The sequence below is a fragment of the Rhizobium sp. C4 genome, from assembly GCF_021026315.1.
Taxonomy (GTDB): domain Bacteria; phylum Pseudomonadota; class Alphaproteobacteria; order Rhizobiales; family Rhizobiaceae; genus Ensifer_A.
Genome location: NZ_JAJNCX010000001.1, coordinates 288,880 through 310,362, shown reverse-complemented (window position 1 = coordinate 310,362; position 21,483 = coordinate 288,880). Strand labels below are relative to the sequence as shown.

Below are 21,483 nucleotides of genomic sequence, written 5' to 3'. Positions count from 1 at the left end.
TGCGTTTACGGCCGGGCGGGTGGCGCTTCACCCCCAGCGATAGCCCGAATAGGGCTTTTCCATCACGATTCCCTGGAACACCTGATGGCCGGCGACTTCGCCTCCTGCGCCGGCTGTGACCATGACCGGAAGGAAGTGTTCCGGTGTGGGGAAGTGGCAGGCGCGGGCATCCGGGTTGTCCCACCAATGGGCCAGCCGCTTGTCGCGCTCGCCCATGTCGGGGCTTTCCAGCGTCTCCTTCAGCCAGTCGTCGAAGGCTTTTGCCTGGGCCACATGACCTGCGTCGGTCGAGCCGAACATGCGCATGTTGTGGTAGGAGAGGCCGCTGCCGACGATCAGGATGCCTTCGTCGCGAAGCGGTGCCAATGCCCGACCGAGCGCAATATGGAAGGCGGGATCGAGGTCGCTGCGCATCGACATCTGTATGACCGGAATATCCGCGTCCGGGAAGGCGACCATCAGCGGCACGAACGTTCCGTGATCATAGCCACGCTCCGCATCCGTCCGTGTCGGGATACCGGCATCGGCCAGAACCTTGCGGACATGTTCGGCGATGTCGGGGGCGCCAGGTGCCGGATACTTGATTTCGTAGGTATGCGGCGGGAAGCCGTAATAGTCGTAATACATGCCGGGTTTCTCGGCCGTAGAAATCGTGACGGTATCGACGTCGTCCCAATGCGCGGTCACGGCAAGAATGGCCTTCGGCCTTTCCGGCAATTCGCCCTGCACGGTTTCAAGAAATGCCCTGAGATCGGACCAGCCGCCGAAGCGGGTGTTCCCATCCATCACATGCCACGGACCGCCGCCATGGGGAATGAAATATACCGGTTGCTTCTGAGACATCGCAGCACCTCTATCGATCTGTTGAGATCAATATAGGGAATTCGATTGTCTTCGCCACGAAGATTTTCTGGATAGATCGTTCGATAATCGCGAACAGACGTCACTCCGGTCGATGGCAGACGGCCTCGATGTTGTGGCCATCCGGATCGAGTACGAAGGCGCCGTAATAGTTCGGATGATAATGTGCCCGGATACCGGGCGGGCCATTGTCTTTCGCGCCGGCCTTGATCGCAGCATTGTAAAACGCATCGACCGAGGCTCGGTTGGGAGCCTGGAAGGCGACATGCAGGCGGCCCTGCAGTGCGCCGCCGATGCCGATCCAGAAGGATGGCTTGCCGGAGACACCGTAGCCCGCACCCTCATAGGTGCCGGCAGTCTCCTCAGCCGTGACCTCCATGCAGCGCTCGGCCCCAATGGTGGGCATGATCGCATCGTAGAATGCCTTCGACGTCGCATAGTCGGAGACGGAAATGCCCATATGATCGATCATTGTCTCTTTCCCCCAAAAGAGTAAGCGCGCGGCGATCAGGCCGCGAGCATCAGGTCCATGTTCTGCACGGCGGCGCCCGAAGCGCCCTTGCCGAGATTGTCGAGCAGTGCAACCAGGTTGACATGCGGCTGGCCCGGCGTGCCGAAGACGAAGAGCTTCATCGTGTCCTTGCCGGCAAGCTCGACGGCATCGACGCGCGGCAGCTTGGCGGAGACTTCAAGCGGCACCACCTCGACAATGGACTGCCCGGCATAATGCTCGACCAGAACCTTGTGGATCGTCTCGACCGACTGGCCGCCCTTCAGGTCTTCCAGGAACAGTGGAACCTGCACGATCATGCCCTGCGGGAAGCGACCGACTGAGGGCGAGAAGAGCGGCGAGCGGTCGAGAAGGCCATGGACCTTCATTTCAGGCACATGCTTGTGCTTCAGCGTCAGACCATAGACGAAATTGGGGGAGGCGATGTGATCCTCGCGGGAGGCATCTTCCATCTGGGCAATCACGGCCTTGCCGCCGCCCGTATAGCCGGACACGGCATTCACGCTGACCGGATAGCCATCGGGAAGGATTCCGGCGGCCCGCAGCGGCCGGATGAGGCCGATGGCGCCCGTCGGATAGCAGCCGGGATTGGAGACGCGCCGCGCCGCCTTGATCCTGCCAGCCTGCGCCTTGTCCATCTCGGCAAAGCCATAGGCCCAGTCCGGATCGACGCGGAAGGCGGTCGAGGCGTCGAGCAGGCGGACATTGTTATTGCCCTCGGTCATCTTCGCCGCTTCGATCGACGCGTCGTCGGGCAGGCAGAGGATCGCGATGTCGGCGGAGTTCAGCATGTCCTCGCGCATAGCGGCATTGCGCCGCTCGGCTTCCGGAATGGACAGGATCTGAAGATCGCGGCGTTCGGCCAGACGCTGCCGGATCTGCAAGCCTGTGGTGCCGTGTTCGCCATCAATGAAAATCTTCGGAGCCATGTTTTCCATCCTGCACTTGAATAGACCGTCTGCGACGCAGCGCGCCGCTTTCGGCCTGATATATAGCGCCTTCTACATGGCGACAATGGCGCTCATGTGAATGGATGCATGGCAAAGATGAATGGAAGCGAGTTACCGGCTGTCGCCGCTCTTGTCGCGGACGACGGTCGAAAGCGCTTCCCACATGTCGGCACCGGCTTCGAAGACGGAAACGCTGGCCTTGTAGGCCATGGTCGTCTCGATCATGTCGACGGCTTCCTGGGCGAAATCGACATTGGAGCTGTCGGGGGAGGTTGCGGTTCCCGATCGCGCCGTCGAGGCAGAAACGCCGCCGCCGGCATTCGCCTTCGTGGTCGTTACCAGCCGGTCATAGCCGGGCGTCAGCGCATTCGCCACATTGCTCGCGGTTGATGCCGCGCGCTGCTGCTGCGCCAGCATGCCGGAAAGTGCGGTGTTCATGGCGGAGGAAATGGAACTCATGGCATGGGTCCGGAGCTTCGATTCCCGCCATGATAATCTTGGGACGTAAGCGAATGCTGAAGCTGATCCGGCAAATTTGATTGAATGCGACGCATTCACTCTGCGCGGCTAAACCCGTAGGCACGCTCGACGCGCGCGATGCGCATCTCATAGGTCTGGTACCAATCGCGCCGGCCAAGCGTCTGGGCGGCGAGGTGGTCGACATTCCGCTTCCACGCTCGGATGGCCCCTTCGTCCTTCCAGAAGGAGTTGGTGATGCCGAAGCCATCCGCGCCGCGGGCGCTTTCCACGCCGAGAAAGCCAGGCTGCTCCCGCGCCAGCCGCTCCATTGCATCGGCCATTTCGCCATAGCCGTTGTCGCCCTCGGTTCGTTGCGACGAGAAGCAGACGACGTAGTACGGCGGTTCGGGAAGCTTTGCCTGGGCGCTCATCGCTTGTCGCCTTTGTTACTTGAGGAAGGCGTCAGCCTCGGCCCGTTGCTGAGGCGTCGGCGTCATGTCCAGATAGGTCAGCATTTCGTCCCGTAATTCCGGTTCGCTGCGCAGGCGTTCGTAAGGGACAACGAGGTAACCGAAATTGTTCTCGTGCAGCCAGGTATATGTCATGCCGTAAACCTGCCGGGCGCCTGCCTCGCCGAACGAGTGCGCCCAGTTGCGCCGGGCCCGGGTCGCCTCGATCTTCGCGAACGGGCGGCTGACGACGACGATGCGGCAATCGGGCTCGATCTTGGTGATCGCCGGCAGCATGAAGGACTGGAGCGGGTGCTTCAACACGATGAAGCCGCAGCCGGCTTCTGCGGCCTTCTGCCGCTGCTTGGCAATCCATCCGGCGAAGAACGGTTCGAACGCATTGACGCGGGGCGTCGCCTCCAGCGTGTTTTCATCAATGCAGAGCCCGAGCACCTGCTTGTATTCTGCGGGCTCGTAGGCATTCGGTGTCCGCTCATCGACCGTGTGGACATGCGGCGGGCAGGAATAGGCCCCGCACTTGTCGAGATAGCCGGCAACCGACGTGGAGCCGGAACTCCATGAGGCCAGAACGAGGATGATTTTGACGTCTTCCGCCTTCACGCGCGCGAATCTCCATGAACAATGGCGGAAATTTCGCAGCCGAAGCTTTCCTCAGGCCATTCGCCTGAAACGAAAAAGGGCCGCCCGAGGGCAGCCCTTTCGAAAGTCTGTGGTCCCAAAGCGCATCCGCGCCCTGAGCCAAACGCGATTAGCGCTTGGAGAACTGGAAGGAGCGGCGGGCCTTGGCCTTGCCGTACTTCTTACGTTCAACAACGCGGCTGTCGCGCGTCAGGAAGCCGCCCTTCTTCAGAACGGGGCGCAGGCCCGGTTCGAAGTAGGTGAGAGCCTTGGAGATGCCGTGACGAACAGCACCGGCCTGGCCGGAAAGACCGCCGCCAGCAACCGTTGCGATGATGTCGAACTGGCCGCTGCGGGCTGCTGCAACGAGCGGCTGCTGCAGGATCATCTGCAGAACCGGGCGTGCGAAATAGGCGCTGTAGTCCTTGCCGTTGACGAGGATCTTGCCGGAGCCGGCCTTGACCCAAACGCGGGCAACAGCGTCCTTACGCTTGCCGGTGGCATAGGAGCGGCCCTGAGCGTCGACCTTGCGGACGTGAGCCGGAGCAGCGACAGACTCGGAAGAGCCTGCGAGGGACTTGAGAGCAGAAAGGTCAGCCATAATCAGGCGCTCCTGGTGTTCTTGGAATTCAGCTTGGCAACGTCAAGCGTGACGGGCTGCTGGGCTTCGTGCGGATGGTTCGAGCCGGCGTAAACGCGCAGGTTCTTCATCTGGCGACGGCCGAGCGGACCGCGCGGGATCATGCGCTCAACGGCCTTCTCGATGACGCGTTCCGGGAACTTGCCTTCGATGATCTGGCGAGCCGTGCGCTCCTTGATGCCGCCCGGATAGCCGGTGTGCCAGTAGTACTTCTTGTCGGTGTACTTCTTGCCGGTCAGGACTGCCTTTTCGGCATTGATGACGATGACGTTGTCGCCGTCGTCAACGTGGGGGGTGTAAGTAGCCTTGGTCTTGCCGCGGAGGTGCATTGCAATGATGGTGGCGAGGCGGCCGACGACAAGCCCTTCGGCGTCGATCAGGATCCACTTCTTCTCCACCTCGGCAGTCTTCTGCATGAAGGTAGACATAGTCTCTTCTCTTTCGTTCGATCTCCGGAAACCGGAGCGTTTCTTGTTGCTTGAATTGACGGTGAGCCGCCAATAATGAAAGCGGCCCCAATCGGGACCGCGTTCTGTGCCGGCTTATACCTGCGGGTGAAAAAGGCGTCAAGCGCGCCCGATTTGGCGCTTGAAAAAATAAGACATAAGAATCAAAGGCTTGTATATGTGGTATTATTTTACCGCATGATTTTACCTATTTCCCGGGTTGCGAATAGGTGGCCGTGGCATGCGCGATGAGTTCGCGTGTGTCGACGCGCTCGATGGCGATCTCGATCACCGACAGCCGTTTGCCGATCTTGAGGACACGGCCAACGCCGTCGAGCGGCACCGGATCGGGCCGGCTGAGGAAGTTGATATTCATATTGGCCGTCACCGCCATGGCGACCGGGCCGATATGGGCGAGAAGCGTCACATAGGCCCCGACATCGGCCAGCGCGAACATCGCCGGTCCGCTGACAGTGCCGCCGGGACGCAGATGCAATTCGTTCGGTGTAAAACGTAATGTCGCCGTTCCGGAGGCAACATTGATCACCTCGAAAATCCGCCCCTGACTGTGAACCTGCGGAAATTCCCGCTCCAGAAACTCATTGATCTGTTCAGCCGTCAGTACGGGTGTCATTGCAATCTCCTCCGGTTTATAAAAGTATCGATACGCCTTTTTTGTTCAACTATAAACAATTTTGTCCGGAGGAAAACATGGCTGACGTCGTATCCCTGAAGGCCGATGGCGCGCCGAGCCCGCTCATCGTCGAAGAAGCAAACGGGATCTTGCGGCTGACGCTGAATTCTCCGCCGGCCAATGCGCTGTCGATCGCCATGATGGAGGCGCTGAAGTCTGAAATCGCGAGGGCGGGCACCGAAAAGTCCGTCCGTGTCATCATTCTCGCTGCCCGCGGCAAGGTCTTCTGCGCCGGCCATGACCTGAAGGAAATGACGGCCCATCGCGCCGATGCCGACCGGGGCAGGGCCTTCTTTGAAAAGACCTTCGCGCTTTGCGCCGAACTGATGCTGTCGATCACCCATTGCCCGAAGCCGGTGATTGCCGAAATCGAGGGGCTGGCAACGGCCGCCGGCTGCCAGCTTGTCGCGACCTGCGATCTGGCGATCTGCACCGACGTGGCCACCTTCTGCACGCCGGGCGTCAATATCGGCCTCTTCTGCTCGACACCGATGGTGGCCGTCTCGCGCGCCGCACATCGCAAGCAGGCCATGGAAATGTTGCTGACCGGCGAGACCATCGACGCCAGCAACGCCAAGGATTTCGGCCTCGTCAACCGCATCGTGCCGAAGGAATATCTGCGGCAGGTCGTCGACAAATACGCTGCGGTCATTGCGTCGAAATCACCGCTGACACTGAAGATCGGCAAGGAAGCCTTCTACCGCCAGATCGATATGCCGCTCGAAGAGGCCTATGCCTATACCGGCCGCGTCATGACGGAAAACATGCTGGCGCGCGACGCCGAGGAGGGCATCGGTGCCTTCCTCGACAAGCGTCACGCCGAATGGACGGGCGAATAAATCGCCACCATTCTCGCGGCCATCGCGGCCACCATGTCGCGAACCTCCTGCGGCTCCAGAACCTCGATTTCGGGGCCAAGCCGCAGGAACTCCGTTGCCGCCTGCCGGGCGGAGCCGATGGGCAAGGTCGCTTCGCGCCATCCGTCGGGCCCCGGCTCGCTCATTTCCATGCGCTTGTTCGCGTAACCGCTGTTGAAATGGGGCAGCATCTTTGCGCCCCAGTCGGAAAGCCGCACGCGGGCGACGTTCGGATGCATTTCCGCATCCAGCCGCTCGGTATTGTCGCGCCAATGGGCGGCGAGATCGAAATCGCGGGGCGGCTCGAATGTCTCCTCGGTGACGATCAGATCGAGGATGCGGGCGATGCGATAGGTCAGCGCCGCATCCTTTGAGCGTGCGACCAGATACCAGGCACCCCCCTTCAGCACGAGGCCGAGCGGCTGCGTCTCGATCGTCTTTTCCTTGCGCCATGTCTGGTAGCGCATGCGGATGACCTTGTGGTTCCAGACCGCATCCGTGATCGCCTCCAGATGCGCCGGCTGTTCACCCTCGCCAAACCAGGCGATCGTGTCGAGATGAAAACGGCTGCGCATCGCGGCGGCACTCTTGCGCAGATCTTCCGGCAGCGCGACGGCAAGCTTCTTCTCCGCGCTCGCCATCACTGCGCCAAGCCCGAGGTCGGTGCAGGGCCGGGCAGGCCACTCAGGAACAGCGCCTGCGCCTCCTTGGTCGAAAGCCCGTTCAGCCGCACGCGATAGCCATCGAGCAGCCGATAGCCGCCCTCCGGACCACGCTCGCTATAGACGGGAATGCCGGCAAGCGAGAGCTGGTCGATATCGCGATAGATGGTGCGCAGCGACACGCCATTCTCTTCGCTGAGCTCGGTCGCGGTCACAAGGCCGCGGGCCTGCAGTGTTGTCAGGATGTTGATGAGGCGGCTCGCCCGCATAGGTCAGTGTCTCCGAAAATTTTCGCGATCGTGCCGGAATGAATATGACATATTCTGACAGGTATGGGGACGTAACCTGACATGATCGTCAATCGAACGAGGAGAGAGACACCATGACCGGCAACGACCACATCACGCTCCACTACATGCCGCAAACCCGCGCCGCCGGCACGCGGATCATTCTGGAAGAGCTCGGCGCGCCCTACGATCTTCATGTCATGAACATGAAGACGGGCGAAAACCGCGAGCCCGGCTATCTGGGGATCAACCCGCTCGGCAAGGTGCCGGCGATCGAACATCGCGGCAAGCTGGTCACGGAGCAGGTGGCGATTGCCATCTATCTCGGCGATCTCTTTCCCCAGGCAGGCCTGACGCCGGCTGTCGATGATCCGGACCGCGGGCCCTATCTGCGCTGGCTGGTTTACTACGCGGCCTGCTTCGAGCCGGCACTCATGGACAAGTTCAGAAACGTCGATCCCGGTCCGATCACCCAGTCGGTCTACGGGACCTATGACCTGATGCTGGATACGCTCGAAGGCGCCCTGTCGAAAGGTCCCTATATTCTGGGCGACCGGCTGAGCCTTGCCGACATCCAGTGGGGCGTCGCGCTCAACTGGACGATGATGTTCGGCATCGTGCCGCAGCGCCCGCGCTTCGTCGAATATCGCGACCGGATTGCATCCCGCCCATCCTTCGCCAAGGTGTGGAATGAGGATGTCGCCTTTGCGGAGAAGCATGCGGCTCTGGCCGCCGCAAAGGCCTAAGCGAGTTTCAATGCCAGCGCGCCGGCGGTAATCACGCCGCCGGCCACATAGCGCCAGATGGTGCCGTTTTCGCGGAAGACGAAGATGGAGATCAGAAGCGCGAAGACGATGGATGTCTCGCGCAACGCGGCGACCAGCGCGACCGGCGCTTTCGTCATCGCCCAGAGCGCAACGCCATAAGATCCGATGGAGCCCGCGCCGCCAATCGCCGCCCGCCACCAGTTTGTTTTCAGATGTTCGCTGACGCGGACACGGCCACGCGTGTAGAGCGCATATCCGAAGAGCACGATCGGCGGCAGGATCGAAATCCACAGCACATAGGAGATCGGATCATTGGCCGTGCGCGCGCCCCAGGCGTCGAAAAGCGTGTACATGCCGATCATCACCGCATTGAGCAGCGCCAGACCCGCAGCCTTGGCGCTATTGGCGCGAACGCCCAGCGCCATGATGAAGATGCCGCCGGAAATGCAGCCGATGCCGATCAGGGCGTGGGTCGAAACGGTCTCGCCGAAGACGGTGAAGCTCAAGGCCGTCACGACAAGCGGAGCCGCGCCGCGCATCAGCGGATAGACAAGCGCGATGTCTCCCAGCCGGTAGCTTGCGGCAATCAGCAGGAAATAGATCGTCTGCAAGACGACCGAGGCCATCAGGAAAGGCCAGATCTGCCAACCGGGCATCGGGAAGAAGGGCAGGACAATCAGCGAGATCACCGCTGCACCAAGAGAAATCATCGCCGTATTGAGAACCTTGTCCTCGCCGCCCTTGATGATGGCATTCCAGCTGGCATGGAAGAGGGCGCCAAGGAGCACCAGGAGCGCGACATCGAAAGGCAAGGGAACACCGGCAGGAATGAAATATGACAGTTGCGTGACAGTGCGCCCGTCATCGTTCGGCGTCAAGCGGTCGTCGTTCTGCCGTCTTGTCAGGCCAGAAAACTCCGTATATGGTCGGCAAATGTGAACATAAGGAGAACGAATTGTCTCTGGATCCGCGTATTTCCCTCATCACGCTCGGCGTGGAGGATGTCCAGCGCTCGACCGAGTTTTACGAGCGGCTTGGCTGGAAGAAGAGCTCGGCTTCGCAGGACGCGATTACCTTCATTCAGCTGAAGGGAACCGTGCTCGCCTTGTTCTCAAGGGGTTCACTGGCCGAGGATGCGCATGTCGAGAACACGCCGAAAGGCTTCTCCGGTGTGACGCTTGCCCACAATGTCGCAAGCGAGATCGGGGTGGATGCGGTCTACAAGTTCGCACTGTCCTGCGGTGCAACGCCGGTCAAGCCACCGGAGAAGGTCTTCTGGGGCGGCTATTCCGGATATTTTGCCGATCCCGATGGCCACCTCTGGGAAGTCGCCTGCAATCCTTTCGTGCAGCAGGATGCGTCCGGCCACCTCGTCATGCCGGAATAGGAGCTCACCGGCGGCAGAAGACCGAGAAGATATCGTCGCACGGGTCCGGCTCCTGGATGCAATGAAGCACCGGGCACTGGCCGTTTGCCGAGGGAATGGTCACCTGTTCTGCGACCTGATGCGGTCCGCAATAGGCGCCGCTGCGCACATAGCGGTCGTAGAGCGGGAGGTTTGCCACCCGCTTCGAGGGATAGCGGAAGATGGCGGCCTTCTGCGTCGCGAGGATGCCCTGAACCCGCTCGCAGCTCATGGTCGTCGAATTGTATCGGGAAATCGCGCCTGCCTGACCGGCCGTCATCGTGACGGCAAGGGCGGCAGCGACAGGGAGCATGAACTTTATCATCGGACTGCCCTTTCAATTCGGGTCGGGGATTTCAATATGAACGGAATAGGGGAGCAAACTGTTCCCCATTAAGGCGGCCCACTTGTGGCGGAGGCGAGCGTGAACCACGATTTTTATCCCGATGATCTTATACGAAATATTCTGACGTCAACGAAGACGATCGCGCTGGTGGGTGCATCGCCCAAGCCCGAGCGGCCGAGCTATGGCGTGATGGCCACTCTGCTGAGGAAGGGATACAAGGTCATCCCGGTCAATCCCGGTCAGGCCGGCAAGCAGATCCACGGCCAGACGGTTGTTGCAAACCTCGCCGATATCGATGTCCCGGTCGACATGATCGACGTGTTCCGCGCACCGGAGCAGATGGGTGATGTGATCGATGATGTCTTCAAGATGAAATCGCATCCCAGATATATCTGGGGCCAGCTCGGCGTGCGCGATGATGCGGCCGCGGCGCGTGCCGAGGAGAAGGGCATCACGGTTGTCATGAACCGTTGCCCCGCAATCGAGATCCCGCGCCTCGGCCTCTGAGATCGCTGTTCAGCCCTGCTGAAACTCCGGATGCGCGCGCAATTCGCTCATCGTCTCATGGTTGGGGCAGAAATGCGCGTAGTTCTCGGACGCCGTCCCGGCATCGAGCTCGTGACGGCAGCGGCCCTTGTCCTCGCAAAGTGCGCAGGCCGTCTGCAGGCCGCGATAAAGGCCAGGCTCGTCATAGTGGACGGCATCCGGGTCGATATTGAGCGCCCGCATCAGGCGCTCCATGTCGTCGGCGGCAGAGGCGCCGTGGCGCACGATGGCCGCCAGCATCTGCGGGTTCACGCCGACATCGGTCGCCAGCATTGCCAGCCCCTGATCCCCGAGCGCTGAAAGCTCATCAAGTTCGCGCGCGATCTCCTGCCGTTCCTGCCACCAGGACTGAACCCGGCCACGAAGGCTCTGGAAGACATTGTGCTCGGTTTTGGCCATGGCGTGCGGCATTGGGGCTCTCCTCAACTTGCTTTCCGCCATTTTTGATCGACGAGAGCCTTTCCGCCTTGATCCTGATCAAGTCTCGTCAGCGCGTTTCTCTGGCCTGGCCGATCGCCACTTAGGCTTTCCAATTTTGCCCTTTGAATTAGACAATAAATCCTCGCACGGCCCGAAATGACCTGTTACCCGTTACAGCCTCGGTTCAAAGAAACATCTCTTCGGGAGGATCAAAGATGACCGCCACCACTCCGGGTTTTTCCACGCTTGCCGTTCATGCCGGTGCCAAGCCGGATCCGACGACCGGCGCGCGCGCCACGCCGATCTATCAGACGACCAGCTTCGTCTTTAACGATTCCGACCACGCTGCAGCGCTGTTCGGCCTCCAGCAGTTCGGCAACATCTACACGCGCATCATGAACCCGACGCAGGCGGTTCTGGAAGAAAAGGTCGCGGCCCTTGAAGGCGGCACGGCAGCGCTGGCCACGGCCTCCGGCCATGCCGCACAGCTGCTGATCTTCCACACGATCATGGAGCCGGGCAAGAATTTCGTCGCGGCCAAGCGCCTCTATGGCGGCTCGATCAACCAGTTCGGCCATGCCTTCAAGAACTTCGGCTGGCAGGTGCGCTGGGCCGATCCCTTCGATCTCGCCGAACTCGAACGCCAGATCGACGCCGACACCCGCGCGGTTTTCATTGAAAGCCTCGCCAATCCGGGCGGCACCTTTGTCGATATCGCAGCCATTGCCGAAGTCGCGCACAAGCACGGCCTGCCGCTCATCGTCGACAACACGATGGCGACGCCGTATCTCATTCGTCCGCTGGAGCATGGCGCCGACATCGTCGTTCACTCGCTGACCAAGTTCATGGGCGGCCATGGCAATTCCATGGGCGGCATTCTGGTCGATGGCGGCACGTTCGACTGGTCGAAATCCGGCAACTATCCGATGCTGTCCCAGCCGCGTCCGGAATATAACGGTCTCGTGCTGCATCAGGTCTTCGGCAATTTCGCCTTCGCCATCGCTGCCCGCGTTCTCGGCCTGCGCGATTTCGGACCCTCGATCTCGCCCTTCAACGCCTTCCAGCTCCTGACCGGCATCGAGACGCTGCCGCTGCGCATGCAGCGTCATTGCGAAAACGCCCTTCAGGTCGCAAGCTGGCTCAAGGCACATGAAAAGGTCAGCTGGGTTTCCTATTCCGGCCTGCCGGATGACCCGAATAATGCCCTGCAGAAGCGCTATTCGCCGCGCGGCGCGGGCGCCGTCTTCACCTTCGGTCTCAAGGGTGGCTATGCCGCCGGCAAGACCTTCGTGGAAGGCCTCAAGCTCTTCTCGCATCTCGCCAATATCGGTGACACCCGCTCGCTGGTCATCCATCCGGCATCGACCACGCACAAGCAGCTGACGGAAGCCCAGCAGATTGCAGCCGGCGCTGGTCCGGACGTTGTTCGCCTGTCGATCGGCATCGAGGATGCTGCCGACATCGTCGCCGACCTTGAGCAGTCGCTCGCAGCCGTCTGAGTGACAGGAACGCCGGAGACCGACATGACGAAGGCCTATAAATTCGACCTGTCCGCAATCGAGCCGGAGGAGGGCGCGCCCGCGCCCGACCGGCTCATCTCCGGCGATCCCCGCTTCACGACCTGGAATTTCGAAGAAGCCGACGGCGGCATTTATGCCGGCGTCTGGCAGGCAACGCCCGGCAAGTGGCGCGTCGTCTATGACGAATGGGAATATTTCCACATTCTCGAAGGTCACTCTATCCTGACGGAGGAGGGCGGCGAGCCCGTCCACCTCAGGGCCGGTGACAGCATGATCGTCCGCCCCGGTTTCACCGGAACCTGGGAAGTGATCGAGACGACCCGCAAGGACTACGTGATCCGCCTTTAGAACCCATCCGCGATCGCAGGACGGCGCGAGCCGTCTTGCACCCGCCAATTTGCAGGTATATACCCGCATCATGACTCATCCGTGTTACTGCATCGCGCTGCGCAAAGTATCGCGTCGTCTGACAGCCGTCTACGACGAGGCCTTCGCGCCGCTTGGGATTACGGTGTCGCAGTTCAGTCAGTTGCGAAACATCAAGCGCAAGCAGCCGGTTTCGCTGACGGAACTGGGGGAAATTCTGGAGCTTGACCGCTCGACGGTCGGCCGCAACACCAAGGTTCTGCAGCGCATGGGCCTGGTGGCGATGGCGGCTTCGCCGGAGGACCAGCGGGAGACGGTACTCACCTTGACCGATGAGGCACAGGCCCTTTTGAAGCGCGCCATGCCGATCTGGAATGACGTGCAGGCTCGCATCGAGGCCAAGCTCGAAGCTGCGGAATTTGATCGCCTCATCGGGGCGCTTGGGGACTTGTAATTTTTACGCCAATGCGGGCATATACCCGCATCAACGGAGAGCAACATGATGTCGAAGCGAGTCGCGGCCTTTCTTGCCGCCCGAGGCATACATTACGGCTGGCTGGTCATCGGCATCACCTTTCTCACCATGCTGGCAACGGCCGGCGCGATGGGCTCGGCGGGTGTCCTGATCCGGCCGCTCAGCAATGAGTTCGGCTGGACCACGGAAGAAATCTCCACCGCGATGGCAATCCGTCTCGTTCTATTCGGGCTGCTTGGTCCGTTTGCCGCCGTGCTGATGAACCAGTTCGGCATTCGCGCCGTGGTGACGACCGCAGCCGCCCTGATCTCCATCGGCATTCTTTGCTCGCTTTTCATGACGCAGCTCTGGCAGCTGATGCTCTTCTGGGGGCTCTTCGTTGGCGTGGGAACGGGCCTGACGGCGCTGGTTCTGGGCGCGACGGTGGCAACGCGCTGGTTCGAATCACGCCGTGGTCTCGTCGTCGGCCTGATGACGGTCAGCAACGCGACCGGGCAGCTGATTTTCCTGCCGATCCTGGCAAGCCTCACCGAGCACTATGGCTGGCGCACCGCGCTATCGCTCATGGTGGTGATCCTGGCCGCAGCCATCGTGCTGATGCTGACCTTCATGCGCAACTACCCGGCCGATGTCGGTCTAGCCCCCTTCGGCGGCAAGGCGATTGAGCCCCCGCCGCCGCGCGCGGCCTCCTTTGGCGAAATGATGATGACGCCGCTGGTTGTTCTGCGGGGGGCGATCGGCAAGCCAGTCTTCTGGGCGCTGTTCTTCTCCTTCTTCGTCTGCGGGCTCAGCACCAACGGGCTCGTCCAGACGCACTGGATCTCCATCTGCGGCGATTTCGGCATCCTGCCGGTGGCTGCTGCCGGCCTGCTCGCGACGATCGGCATCTTCGATTTCATCGGCACGCTGGGGGCCGGCTGGCTCTCCGACCGTTTTGACAATCGCTGGCTTCTGTTCTGGTTCTATGGTCTGCGCGGCCTGTCGCTGATCGCGCTCTCCATGTCCGGCTTCGATTATGTCACGCTGTCGCTCTTCGCGGTCTTCTACGGGCTCGACTGGGTGGCGACCGTACCGCCGACGGTCAAGCTGACGGTGGCAAACTTCGGTCGCGCGCAGGCCAACATCGTCTTCGGCTGGGTCTTCGCCGCCCACCAGCTCGGCGCGGCAACGGCCACCTTCGGGGCGGGCTATATCCGCACCGACTACGAGACCTTCATGCCAGCCGTCTATATTGCGGGCTTCGCCTGCCTGATTGCCGCACTCGTGGTTCTCGGGATCAACCGTGGCCGCAAGCCGCAGCCGCTTTCGGAGCAGCCGGCCTGACGCGAGAGGCATCAGGAACAAGCTGACGCGCCAGACGTTCTCGTCCCGGGGTCAAGTGGCCCCGGGGAGAGATGTGCCATGGCTGATGTCAGCAAGATTTTTTCAAAATTCGCGACCAAGACTGCCAAACTGGCCGGCCGTCCGGCGACCTTCGTGCTCGCGGTCGCCATCGTTGTTCTATGGGCCGTGACCGGTCCGCTCTTCGGCTTCTCGGATGTCTGGCAGCTCGTCATCAATACCTCGACGACAATCATCACCTTCCTGATGATCTTCCTGCTGCAGAATTCCCAGAACCGGGACAGCGAGGCAATTCAGGCCAAGCTCGATGAACTCATTCTGGTCGGTGCGGCGCAGAACCGTTTCGTCGGCGTCGAAAAGCTCGATGAAAAAGAGCTCGACAAGCTCAAGAAGCAACTGGAAGAGCGGGCGCGCACCGTCGGGGAAACACTGGAGGAGCGCGCCGGAGACGCAGGCTGACGCTGAGTCTAGACTAGCGCAGCAAGATGCTCAGCACCGGTGCAAACAGCACGTTCACCAGACCGACCAGAACCATCACCAGGCTGGCGATCGAGCCTTCCTCGCGGCCGATCTGGTTGGCGCGGGCAACACCGGCACCATGCGCGCCCATGCCGAAAAGCGCGCCGCGGGCCATGGCCGACTTGAGCGGTAGAATGTTCATGAGGACATCGCCGAGAGCCGCGCCGATGACGCCCGTGACGACCACGAAGATCGCCGTCAGATCCGGCACGCCGCCAATATCCTTCGACACCGTCATCGCAAACGGCGTGCTGAACGAGCGCGCCATCAGGCTGAGCCGCAGCGTTCCGTCAATGCTGAGCAGGCTTGCAAGTCCCCAGGCGGTGACCATGGCGGTCGTGCTGCCGACGACAACGCCGAAGGCGAGCGCCGGCCAGTAGCGGCGGATTGTGGCGCGCTGTTCGTAGATCGGAACAGCGAACGCAACTGTCGCAGGCCCCAGCATGGCGACCAGCCAATGCGTGACATGAATATATTGCGTGTAGCTCTGCTTCAGGATCAGGGCGAGGATGATCAGCAGAACCGGCGCGACCAGCAGCGGCGACAGCCAGGGGCTCGGATGGCGACGGTAGACCTGGCGGGCGGCGAGGTAGATGCCGATCGTCGCGGCAGGCCAGAAGATACTGGCGAGAATTGTTTCAATGAGCGCGGGCATGACGGTCTCCAACCCTCATCATCAGGCGGTAGCTGACATCGACGGCGAGCGCCGTGACGATCATGACCATGGTTGCGCCAACCAGAATGACGGCGAAAATCTTGACGCCGAGCAGGCCCAGGAATTCGCGATGGTCGAGCACCGCCAGAACCGCTGGAATGAAGAAGAGCAGCATTTCGGCCAGAAGGAACTTCGCACCGCTGCGCAGGCTGACAATGTTGATGCGGCCGGTGGCCAGAAGGCCCAGAACGAAAAACAGCCCGATCACGCTGCCGGGAACCGGAAGACCGAGAAGGTGGACGACGGCTTCGCCGGCCTGCCAGATGAGAATGAGCAGAGCGATCTGGAATACGGCGCTGACATGCATCATCCGACGGACGGAGAGTGTGATTTGGCGCGTTGTCATCTCTATGGCTCCTGATTTCGTGCTGGAAATATATGCTGCACTGCGATATGAGTAAAATGAATTGATCTCATGAATGTAAGTCCTGATTGGAATAGTCATGGAGCTGCGGGCATTGCGCGTCTTCACCGAGGTTATCCGCCAGGGTGGCTTCTCTCAGGCCGGCAAGACGGTCTTCCTGACGCAGTCGGCAGTGAGCAAGGCGGTGCGGCAGCTGGAAGACGAGCTGGGTTTCGCGCTGATCGACAGGTCAGGCCACAAGCCGGCGCTGACGGATGCCGGGCGCGTGGCCTTCCGGCATGCTCAGACCATGCTGACCCAGCGCGAAGACCTACTGACGGAACTGTCGGAACTGAAGGGCCTCAAGCGTGGCGCGCTGCGCCTCGGCCTGCCGCCCATCGGCAGCGACATCCTTTTCGCGCCCATTTTCGCAGAGTACCGCACCCGCCATCCGGACATTGAAATCCAGTTGGTCGAGCACGGCAGCCGGCGGCTGGAGGAAATGGTGCTGGCGGGCGAGGTCGATCTCGGCGCATCGCTGCTGCCGGTTCCCGAGGCGCTCGATTGGCAGGAGGTGACGCGCGAGCCGCTTCACGTCCTGATCGCGGAGGGCCATCCGCTGTCAAGGCGGCCCGAGATCGCCCTTGAGGAGCTGAAGGACATGCCGCTCATCTTTTTCGACAGCGGCTTCGCGCTCAATCCGATCATTCTGGAAGGCTGTCGTGAGGCTGGTTTCGAGCCGACCATTGCGGCCCGCAGCGGCCAGATCAACTTCATCGTCGAACTGGTCGGTGCAGGCCTCGGCGTCGGCTTTTTGCCGCGTCTGATTGCCGATCTGCGCGTGCGCCCCGGCGTGGTTCACGTCCCGGTCCATTCGCCGGCGATGAACTGGCACATGGCATGGGTCTGGCGCCGTGGTGGCTATCTCTCCTTCGCCGCCAAGGCCTGGCTCGATCTCGCCCGCGAGGTCACCATGAAAGCTTCAACGTCTCCAGCCCATGGAAGTGATACACATCCTTGACCTCAGGCGTTTCTGCCAGACGCAGACCCGGCAGGCGATCGAAGAGGATGGGCAGAACGGTGTTCATCTCCAGCCGCGCCAGCGGCGCGCCGATGCAGAAGTGAATGCCGGCACCAAATGAGAGGTTCTGTCCTTCATCGCGCTGCGGCTTGAAGGCGAGGGGATCGGGAAACTTTGCCGGATCGAGATTGGCGGCGGCGAGGATCAGTCCCACCTTGTCGCCCTTCTTGAACGAATGCCCGAAGACCTCGACATCCTCCAGCGCCCAGCGCTCGAAGATATGCACCGGGGCCGAAATGCGGAAACATTCCTCGACCAGCCGCTCCGTCGTCGCCTCATCACTGGTGAGTGACTTGGGGTCGAGCCCGCTGCCGAGAATGATGTTCACCGCATTGCCGATCTGATGAACGGTCGCTTCGTGACCTGCATTGAGCAGCACGATCGTTGTCGAGACGAGCTCTTCTTCCGTCAGATACTGCCCGTCGCGCGCCGGCTGAACCATGAGGCTCAGCAGATCATCCTGCGGGTTGGCGCGCTTTTCGGCGGCAAGCTTTAGGACATAGTCTGCGAACTCGCGCGACGCCTGATTGGCGCGCGCCTCGTCCTCTGCCGTGCGGCCAAACTGGTACATGCGGACATAATCATGCGACCAGTCGAGCAATTGCCGGCACATGTCGTCCGGAACGCCGATCATGCGGGCGATCACCGTCACCGGCACGATCTCGGCAAAGGCGTTGAGGAGTTCAACCTCTCCCTTCGGCTGGAACCCGTCGATCAGGCTGTGGGCCAGCGCCGCGATCTCCGGCCGCAACTTCTCGATATGGCGCGAAACGAAGGCGCGGTTGACCAGCGTGCGCAGCCGCGTGTGCTCCGGCGGCTCCAGTTCGAGGAGCGATTTCGATTCGGCGCGATCAAAATCGGCGAGCTTCGGATCGGCCGGCCCAAGGCCTGCTTCCTCGCGGCTCATGATATGGGTGATCTGCCGCCCGAAGCGACGGTCACGCAGGAGCGCATTCACGGCATCATAGCGCGTGAAATACCATTGCTTCTGCTCCCGCCAGTAAAAGGCCGGGCCGATATCGATCAGCGCCGCATAGGCGGGATTGGGGTTCTGGTAGAAGCCGGGATGGCGTGCGTCGAGAGAGACTTCGGCGCTTGCCTTGTCGATGGTCAGAAAGTTCTGCACGGGATCCGCCTCACGCTTCCGCCGGGACGGGCGTCGGCTTGCCGTCCTTGTCGAGCGCCACCATGATGAAGATGGCGTTGGTCACCTTTTCCATGCGGTCGCTGAGATAGCGCTGCGCCCAGACCTCGACATTCAGCGTGATCGATGTCCGGCCAACGGCCTGGATGTCCGAATAGACGCAGAGCGTGTCGCCGATCTTCACCGGCATGGCAAAGGCCATTTCCTTGACGGCTGCAGTGACCACACGGCCCCTGGCGCGCTCGGCGGCGCGGATGCCGCAGGCAAGGTCCATCTGCGCCATCACCCAGCCGCCGAAAATGTCGCCCGCCGCGTTCGCGTCGCCCGGCATGGCGAGCGTTCTCAGCGTCAATTCACCCTTCGGTCCGAGCGTATCCGGCATGTCATTCTCCACGATTCTTCAATGTGTTGAGGATCGCTTGACACGATCTCCAAGTCAAATTCGAGGCGGCGATTTCCGCCATTAGATTGAAATGCGGGGTCGATGCGGTTAAAGAGGGCGTCCCTGAAACGTTTTAGTTCATAACTGAAACTGACATGCCGCGTGAGTGGCAGGAGGTAGCATTGGCCGTTGATAACCTGCTGGCGAAGATGACACTCGAAGAGCAGGCTGCCCTGCTGTCTGGTGCTGATTTCTGGACGACAGTTGCGATTCCACGGCTGAAGATACCGAAGATCAAGGTCTCGGACGGACCGAACGGTGCGCGCGGTTCGGGCTCGCTGGTCGGTGGCGTCAAGTCTGCCTGTTTCCCCTGCGCGATCTCCATCGGCTCCAGCTTCGATCCGGCGCTGGCGCGTGCCATCGGCAAGGCGCTGGCGGAAGAGGCGAAGTCGAAATCCGCCCGCGTGCTTCTTGCCCCGACGGTCAACATTCACCGCTCGGGCCTCAACGGCCGCAATTTCGAATGCTATTCGGAAGACCCGTTTCTGACCTCTGAAATCGCCGTCGGCTATATCGAGGGCGTCCAGGGCGAGGGGATTGCCGCGACGATCAAGCATTTCGTCGGCAACGAATCCGAGATCGAACGCTTCACCATGTCCTCCGACATCGGCGAGCGGGCCCTGCGCGAACTCTACCTGCCGCCGTTCGAGGCGGCTGTGAAGCGCGCCGGCGTGCGCGCCATCATGTCCTCCTACAACCGCCTCAACGGTACCTTTACCAGTGAGCACCACTGGCTTCTCACGCAGGTTCTGCGCGTCGAGTGGGGCTTTGACGGCATCGTCATGTCCGACTGGTTCGGCTCCCATTCGACGGTCGCCTCGGTTGCCGCAGGTCTCGATCTCGAAATGCCTGGTCCGACGCGCGATCGTGGCGAGAAACTCGTCGCAGCCGTCAAGAACGGCGAGATCGATGCAGCCAAGGTCAAGGAATCGGCAGGTCGCATGCTGGATCTCATCCGCTGGGTCGGCGCTTTCTCCAATCCGGAAATGCATGCAGAGATCGCCGAAGACCGGCCAGAGCACCGGGCATTGATCCGGCGCGCCGGTGCGGAAGGCACGGTTCTCCTCAAGAACAACGGCGTCCTGCCGCTCAACAAGAACGAGACCGGGACGCTTGCTGTCCTCGGACCCAATTCTGCAGAGGCGCGCATCATGGGTGGCGGGTCGGCCCAGATCAACGCGCATTACTCGGTCACGCCGCTCGAAGGCATCAGGAAGGCGCTTGCCGGCTCCAATGCCATCTTCCATGTGAAGGGCGTTGCCAACAATCGCCTGGTCAAGCTGCATCGTGGCCCGGTCCATATCGACTATTTCAACTCGACCGATCTTTCGGGCGCGCCGGTCCATGCCGAGGACATCGACATGTCCGAACGCTTCTGGATGGACCCGATCAGCAAGACGTTCGACATCAATGCCTTCTCCGCGCGCGTCACCTTCACCTTCACCCCGGAGGCCGATGGCGAACATGTCTTCGGGCTGGTCTCCGCCGGCCGTTCCCGCCTGAGGGTTGCCGGACAGGATACGATCGAAAACTGGGACAGCTGGACGCGCGGCGCCAACTATTTCACCGCCGGCAATGACGAGGTTCGCAACGCCGTGGCACTGAAGGCCGGGGTGCCGGTTCAGGTCGTCGCCGAGTTCCGTTCGCCGGTTGCAGGCGACGGCGGCCTTCACCTTAACGCGATCCGCATCGGCGTCGAACTGCCGCTTGGCGACGCCGAGTTCGAAGAGGCGTTGAAGAGGGCGGAAGCCTGCGATGTCGCCATCATCTTCGCCGGACGTGAGGGCGAGTGGGATACCGAAGGTAACGACCTGCCGGACCTGCGCCTGCCTGGACGCCAGGACGAGTTGATTGCGCGCGTTGCCGCAGTCAACTCCAAGACCGTCGTCGTGCTGCAGACCGGAGGCCCGGTCGAAATGCCGTGGATCAACGACGTCGCTGCGGTGCTCCAGTCCTGGTACCCCGGGCAGGAGGCCGGCAATGCGATTGCCGACGTGCTTTTCGGCTTTGCCGAACCCGGTGGCCGCCTGCCGCAGACTTTCCCGCTGCAGCTGTCAGACAATTCCGCCATCACCGGCGATCCGCTCGTCTATCCGGGCAAGGAAGGGCATGTCGAATATCGCGAGGGCGTCTTCGTCGGCTATCGCCATCACGATACGCGCAAGATCAAGACGCTTTTCCCCTTCGGCCACGGCCTGTCCTACACAAGCTTCTCCTGGGGGCGTCCGAAGATCAGCGCCGAGGCGATGGGCAATGATGGTCTCAAGGTGACGCTGAATGTGACGAATACCGGCAAGCGGGCAGGGGCTGACGTCGTCCAGCTTTACGTGCGCCCGGTGTCCCCCAAGGTCGAGCGCCCGGAAAAGGAACTGCGCGCCTTCCGCAAGATCAGGCTTGGACCCGGCGAGGCGAAGCAGGTGGATCTCTGCATCACGTTGCGGGACCTTTGCCGCTTCGACGAGGACGCGCGCTGCTTCATCGCCGACGCCGGCGAATACGAGGCCGTGATTGCGGCAAGCGCGGAAGATATCCGTCACACCTGCCGTTTCCGTCTGGACCAGGAATGGACGCTCTCCGTCGGCCGCTGAGCGTAGACTC

At 61.5% G+C, this 21,483-nt stretch carries 29 protein-coding genes; 11 read left to right on the top strand and 18 right to left on the bottom strand.

Going from position 1 to position 21,483, the window contains the following annotated elements; genetic code table 11:
* Positions 1-27: 27 nt before the first annotated feature.
* The 9 genes from LQK84_RS01470 to LQK84_RS01430 form a co-directional block, all read right to left on the bottom strand.
* Positions 28-843, bottom strand: a complete 816-nt coding sequence (locus LQK84_RS01470; RefSeq protein WP_230826826.1) for a DODA-type extradiol aromatic ring-opening family dioxygenase — start codon at positions 841-843, stop codon at positions 28-30.
* Positions 844-943: 100 nt separating this feature from the next.
* A complete protein-coding gene (locus LQK84_RS01465; RefSeq protein ID WP_230826825.1) occupies positions 944-1,333 on the bottom strand; it encodes a VOC family protein in 390 nt (129 codons plus the stop codon).
* Positions 1,334-1,368: 35 nt separating this feature from the next.
* On the bottom strand, positions 1,369-2,301 hold the full coding sequence (gene argC / locus LQK84_RS01460; RefSeq protein WP_230826824.1) for an N-acetyl-gamma-glutamyl-phosphate reductase: 933 nt from the start codon (positions 2,299-2,301) through the stop codon (positions 1,369-1,371).
* 132 nt (positions 2,302-2,433) lie between these two features.
* Positions 2,434-2,781: a flagellar basal body protein gene (locus tag LQK84_RS01455; RefSeq protein ID WP_230826823.1), complete on the bottom strand. Its 348-nt coding sequence runs from the start codon at positions 2,779-2,781 to the stop codon at positions 2,434-2,436.
* A 95-nt stretch (positions 2,782-2,876) separates the two neighbouring features.
* On the bottom strand, positions 2,877-3,212 hold the full coding sequence (locus tag LQK84_RS01450; protein WP_230826822.1) for an antibiotic biosynthesis monooxygenase family protein: 336 nt from the start codon (positions 3,210-3,212) through the stop codon (positions 2,877-2,879).
* Between the two features lie 15 nt (positions 3,213-3,227).
* Positions 3,228-3,851, bottom strand: a complete 624-nt coding sequence (locus LQK84_RS01445) for a hypothetical protein (protein WP_230826821.1) — start codon at positions 3,849-3,851, stop codon at positions 3,228-3,230.
* A 148-nt stretch (positions 3,852-3,999) separates the two neighbouring features.
* On the bottom strand, positions 4,000-4,470 hold the full coding sequence (rpsI, locus tag LQK84_RS01440; protein ID WP_230826820.1) for a 30S ribosomal protein S9: 471 nt from the start codon (positions 4,468-4,470) through the stop codon (positions 4,000-4,002).
* Between the two features lie 2 nt (positions 4,471-4,472).
* The gene (rplM, locus tag LQK84_RS01435) at positions 4,473-4,937 is read right to left on the bottom strand and encodes a 50S ribosomal protein L13 (protein ID WP_230826819.1); all 465 of its coding nucleotides are present in this window, start codon (positions 4,935-4,937) and stop codon (positions 4,473-4,475) included.
* Between the two features lie 226 nt (positions 4,938-5,163).
* On the bottom strand, positions 5,164-5,595 hold the full coding sequence (locus LQK84_RS01430) for a PaaI family thioesterase (RefSeq protein WP_230827268.1): 432 nt from the start codon (positions 5,593-5,595) through the stop codon (positions 5,164-5,166).
* 71 nt (positions 5,596-5,666) lie between these two features.
* Between LQK84_RS01430 and LQK84_RS01425 the strand changes: the two genes are divergently transcribed.
* Complete coding sequence (locus LQK84_RS01425) at positions 5,667-6,488, top strand: enoyl-CoA hydratase (RefSeq protein ID WP_230826818.1); 822 nt, start codon at positions 5,667-5,669, stop codon at positions 6,486-6,488.
* On the opposite strand, the gene LQK84_RS01420 is transcribed toward LQK84_RS01425, so the two are convergent.
* Together LQK84_RS01420 and LQK84_RS25185 are read right to left on the bottom strand one after the other, a co-directional pair.
* Complete coding sequence (locus LQK84_RS01420; protein ID WP_330166389.1) at positions 6,464-7,147, bottom strand: helix-turn-helix transcriptional regulator; 684 nt, start codon at positions 7,145-7,147, stop codon at positions 6,464-6,466. The two genes, LQK84_RS01425 and LQK84_RS01420, sit on opposite strands and share 25 nt — an antisense overlap.
* On the bottom strand, positions 7,147-7,437 hold the full coding sequence (locus tag LQK84_RS25185) for a helix-turn-helix transcriptional regulator (protein ID WP_330166388.1): 291 nt from the start codon (positions 7,435-7,437) through the stop codon (positions 7,147-7,149). The genes LQK84_RS01420 and LQK84_RS25185 overlap by 1 nt, the downstream gene beginning before the upstream one ends.
* A 113-nt stretch (positions 7,438-7,550) precedes the next feature.
* Between LQK84_RS25185 and LQK84_RS01415 the strand changes: the two genes are divergently transcribed.
* The gene (locus LQK84_RS01415) at positions 7,551-8,201 is read left to right on the top strand and encodes a glutathione S-transferase family protein (protein WP_230826817.1); all 651 of its coding nucleotides are present in this window, start codon (positions 7,551-7,553) and stop codon (positions 8,199-8,201) included.
* Here the strand turns inward: LQK84_RS01415 and LQK84_RS01410 are convergent.
* A complete protein-coding gene (locus LQK84_RS01410; RefSeq protein WP_230827267.1) occupies positions 8,198-9,034 on the bottom strand; it encodes an EamA family transporter in 837 nt (278 codons plus the stop codon). The two genes, LQK84_RS01415 and LQK84_RS01410, sit on opposite strands and share 4 nt — an antisense overlap.
* A gap of 143 nt (positions 9,035-9,177) precedes the next feature.
* Here LQK84_RS01410 and LQK84_RS01405 point away from each other — a divergent pair, with 143 nt between their 5' ends.
* On the top strand, positions 9,178-9,609 hold the full coding sequence (locus LQK84_RS01405; RefSeq protein WP_230826816.1) for a VOC family protein: 432 nt from the start codon (positions 9,178-9,180) through the stop codon (positions 9,607-9,609).
* Positions 9,610-9,613: 4 nt separating this feature from the next.
* Here LQK84_RS01405 and LQK84_RS01400 read toward each other — a convergent pair whose 3' ends face one another.
* The gene (locus tag LQK84_RS01400) at positions 9,614-9,940 is read right to left on the bottom strand and encodes a hypothetical protein (protein ID WP_230826815.1); all 327 of its coding nucleotides are present in this window, start codon (positions 9,938-9,940) and stop codon (positions 9,614-9,616) included.
* A gap of 111 nt (positions 9,941-10,051) precedes the next feature.
* On the opposite strand from LQK84_RS01400, the gene LQK84_RS01395 reads away from it, so the two are divergent.
* Positions 10,052-10,480, top strand: coding sequence for a CoA-binding protein (locus tag LQK84_RS01395; protein WP_230826814.1), 429 nt, complete (start codon positions 10,052-10,054; stop codon positions 10,478-10,480).
* A gap of 9 nt (positions 10,481-10,489) precedes the next feature.
* Here LQK84_RS01395 and LQK84_RS01390 read toward each other — a convergent pair whose 3' ends face one another.
* Complete coding sequence (locus LQK84_RS01390) at positions 10,490-10,930, bottom strand: DUF6455 family protein (RefSeq protein ID WP_230826813.1); 441 nt, start codon at positions 10,928-10,930, stop codon at positions 10,490-10,492.
* 224 nt (positions 10,931-11,154) lie between these two features.
* Here LQK84_RS01390 and LQK84_RS01385 point away from each other — a divergent pair, with 224 nt between their 5' ends.
* The 5 genes from LQK84_RS01385 (at position 11,155) to LQK84_RS01365 (ending at position 15,100) form a co-directional block, all read left to right on the top strand.
* Positions 11,155-12,438, top strand: a complete 1,284-nt coding sequence (locus tag LQK84_RS01385; protein ID WP_230826812.1) for an O-acetylhomoserine aminocarboxypropyltransferase — start codon at positions 11,155-11,157, stop codon at positions 12,436-12,438.
* 24 nt (positions 12,439-12,462) lie between these two features.
* A complete protein-coding gene (locus tag LQK84_RS01380) occupies positions 12,463-12,807 on the top strand; it encodes a cupin domain-containing protein (RefSeq protein WP_230826811.1) in 345 nt (114 codons plus the stop codon).
* A gap of 70 nt (positions 12,808-12,877) precedes the next feature.
* Positions 12,878-13,279 (top strand): MarR family winged helix-turn-helix transcriptional regulator, encoded by a 402-nt coding sequence (locus LQK84_RS01375; RefSeq protein WP_230826810.1) that lies wholly within the window; start codon positions 12,878-12,880, stop codon positions 13,277-13,279.
* Between the two features lie 45 nt (positions 13,280-13,324).
* Positions 13,325-14,623, top strand: a complete 1,299-nt coding sequence (locus LQK84_RS01370; RefSeq protein ID WP_230826809.1) for an MFS transporter — start codon at positions 13,325-13,327, stop codon at positions 14,621-14,623.
* A gap of 78 nt (positions 14,624-14,701) precedes the next feature.
* Positions 14,702-15,100, top strand: coding sequence for a low affinity iron permease family protein (locus tag LQK84_RS01365; protein ID WP_230826808.1), 399 nt, complete (start codon positions 14,702-14,704; stop codon positions 15,098-15,100).
* Between the two features lie 13 nt (positions 15,101-15,113).
* Here the strand turns inward: LQK84_RS01365 and LQK84_RS01360 are convergent, their stop codons facing one another.
* Together LQK84_RS01360 and LQK84_RS01355 are read right to left on the bottom strand one after the other, a co-directional pair.
* Entirely contained in the window at positions 15,114-15,815 is a 702-nt protein-coding gene (locus LQK84_RS01360; protein ID WP_230826807.1) for an LrgB family protein, read from the bottom strand.
* Positions 15,799-16,221, bottom strand: coding sequence for a CidA/LrgA family protein (locus LQK84_RS01355; protein ID WP_230826806.1), 423 nt, complete (start codon positions 16,219-16,221; stop codon positions 15,799-15,801). Before LQK84_RS01355 ends, LQK84_RS01360 begins: the two co-directional genes overlap by 17 nt.
* A 97-nt stretch (positions 16,222-16,318) precedes the next feature.
* Here LQK84_RS01355 and LQK84_RS01350 point away from each other — a divergent pair, with 97 nt between their 5' ends.
* Positions 16,319-17,239: a LysR family transcriptional regulator gene (locus LQK84_RS01350; RefSeq protein WP_230826805.1), complete on the top strand. Its 921-nt coding sequence runs from the start codon at positions 16,319-16,321 to the stop codon at positions 17,237-17,239.
* On the opposite strand, the gene LQK84_RS01345 is transcribed toward LQK84_RS01350, so the two are convergent.
* Positions 17,187-18,425, bottom strand: coding sequence for a cytochrome P450 (locus tag LQK84_RS01345; RefSeq protein WP_230826804.1), 1,239 nt, complete (start codon positions 18,423-18,425; stop codon positions 17,187-17,189). The two genes, LQK84_RS01350 and LQK84_RS01345, sit on opposite strands and share 53 nt — an antisense overlap.
* A gap of 10 nt (positions 18,426-18,435) precedes the next feature.
* Positions 18,436-18,825 (bottom strand): acyl-CoA thioesterase, encoded by a 390-nt coding sequence (locus LQK84_RS01340; RefSeq protein WP_230826803.1) that lies wholly within the window; start codon positions 18,823-18,825, stop codon positions 18,436-18,438.
* Between the two features lie 209 nt (positions 18,826-19,034).
* Here LQK84_RS01340 and LQK84_RS01335 point away from each other — a divergent pair, with 209 nt between their 5' ends.
* Positions 19,035-21,473 (top strand): beta-glucosidase H, encoded by a 2,439-nt coding sequence (locus LQK84_RS01335; RefSeq protein WP_442966873.1) that lies wholly within the window; start codon positions 19,035-19,037, stop codon positions 21,471-21,473.
* The last annotated feature ends 10 nt before the right edge of the window (positions 21,474-21,483 follow it).

Bases quoted from the DNA above. Each gene is read 5' to 3' on its own strand.
- LQK84_RS01470 (WP_230826826.1), bottom strand. From the start codon at position 843: ATGTCTCAGAAGCAACCGGTATATTTCATTCCCCATGGCGGCGGTCCG.
- LQK84_RS01465 (WP_230826825.1), bottom strand. From the start codon at position 1,333: ATGATCGATCATATGGGCATTTCCGTCTCCGACTATGCGACGTCGAAG.
- argC (WP_230826824.1), bottom strand. From the start codon at position 2,301: ATGGCTCCGAAGATTTTCATTGATGGCGAACACGGCACCACAGGCTTG.
- LQK84_RS01455 (WP_230826823.1), bottom strand. From the start codon at position 2,781: ATGAGTTCCATTTCCTCCGCCATGAACACCGCACTTTCCGGCATGCTG.
- LQK84_RS01450 (WP_230826822.1), bottom strand. From the start codon at position 3,212: ATGAGCGCCCAGGCAAAGCTTCCCGAACCGCCGTACTACGTCGTCTGC.
- rpsI (WP_230826820.1), bottom strand. From the start codon at position 4,470: ATGGCTGACCTTTCTGCTCTCAAGTCCCTCGCAGGCTCTTCCGAGTCT.
- rplM (WP_230826819.1), bottom strand. From the start codon at position 4,937: ATGTCTACCTTCATGCAGAAGACTGCCGAGGTGGAGAAGAAGTGGATC.
- LQK84_RS01425 (WP_230826818.1), top strand. From the start codon at position 5,667: ATGGCTGACGTCGTATCCCTGAAGGCCGATGGCGCGCCGAGCCCGCTC.
- LQK84_RS01420 (WP_330166389.1), bottom strand. From the start codon at position 7,147: ATGGCGAGCGCGGAGAAGAAGCTTGCCGTCGCGCTGCCGGAAGATCTG.
- LQK84_RS25185 (WP_330166388.1), bottom strand. From the start codon at position 7,437: ATGCGGGCGAGCCGCCTCATCAACATCCTGACAACACTGCAGGCCCGC.
- LQK84_RS01415 (WP_230826817.1), top strand. From the start codon at position 7,551: ATGACCGGCAACGACCACATCACGCTCCACTACATGCCGCAAACCCGC.
- LQK84_RS01400 (WP_230826815.1), bottom strand. From the start codon at position 9,940: ATGCTCCCTGTCGCTGCCGCCCTTGCCGTCACGATGACGGCCGGTCAG.
- LQK84_RS01390 (WP_230826813.1), bottom strand. From the start codon at position 10,930: ATGCCGCACGCCATGGCCAAAACCGAGCACAATGTCTTCCAGAGCCTT.
- LQK84_RS01385 (WP_230826812.1), top strand. From the start codon at position 11,155: ATGACCGCCACCACTCCGGGTTTTTCCACGCTTGCCGTTCATGCCGGT.
- LQK84_RS01380 (WP_230826811.1), top strand. From the start codon at position 12,463: ATGACGAAGGCCTATAAATTCGACCTGTCCGCAATCGAGCCGGAGGAG.
- LQK84_RS01375 (WP_230826810.1), top strand. From the start codon at position 12,878: ATGACTCATCCGTGTTACTGCATCGCGCTGCGCAAAGTATCGCGTCGT.
- LQK84_RS01370 (WP_230826809.1), top strand. From the start codon at position 13,325: ATGATGTCGAAGCGAGTCGCGGCCTTTCTTGCCGCCCGAGGCATACAT.
- LQK84_RS01365 (WP_230826808.1), top strand. From the start codon at position 14,702: ATGGCTGATGTCAGCAAGATTTTTTCAAAATTCGCGACCAAGACTGCC.
- LQK84_RS01360 (WP_230826807.1), bottom strand. From the start codon at position 15,815: ATGCCCGCGCTCATTGAAACAATTCTCGCCAGTATCTTCTGGCCTGCC.
- LQK84_RS01355 (WP_230826806.1), bottom strand. From the start codon at position 16,221: ATGACAACGCGCCAAATCACACTCTCCGTCCGTCGGATGATGCATGTC.
- LQK84_RS01350 (WP_230826805.1), top strand. From the start codon at position 16,319: ATGGAGCTGCGGGCATTGCGCGTCTTCACCGAGGTTATCCGCCAGGGT.
- LQK84_RS01340 (WP_230826803.1), bottom strand. From the start codon at position 18,825: ATGCCGGATACGCTCGGACCGAAGGGTGAATTGACGCTGAGAACGCTC.
- LQK84_RS01335 (WP_442966873.1), top strand. From the start codon at position 19,035: ATGACACTCGAAGAGCAGGCTGCCCTGCTGTCTGGTGCTGATTTCTGG.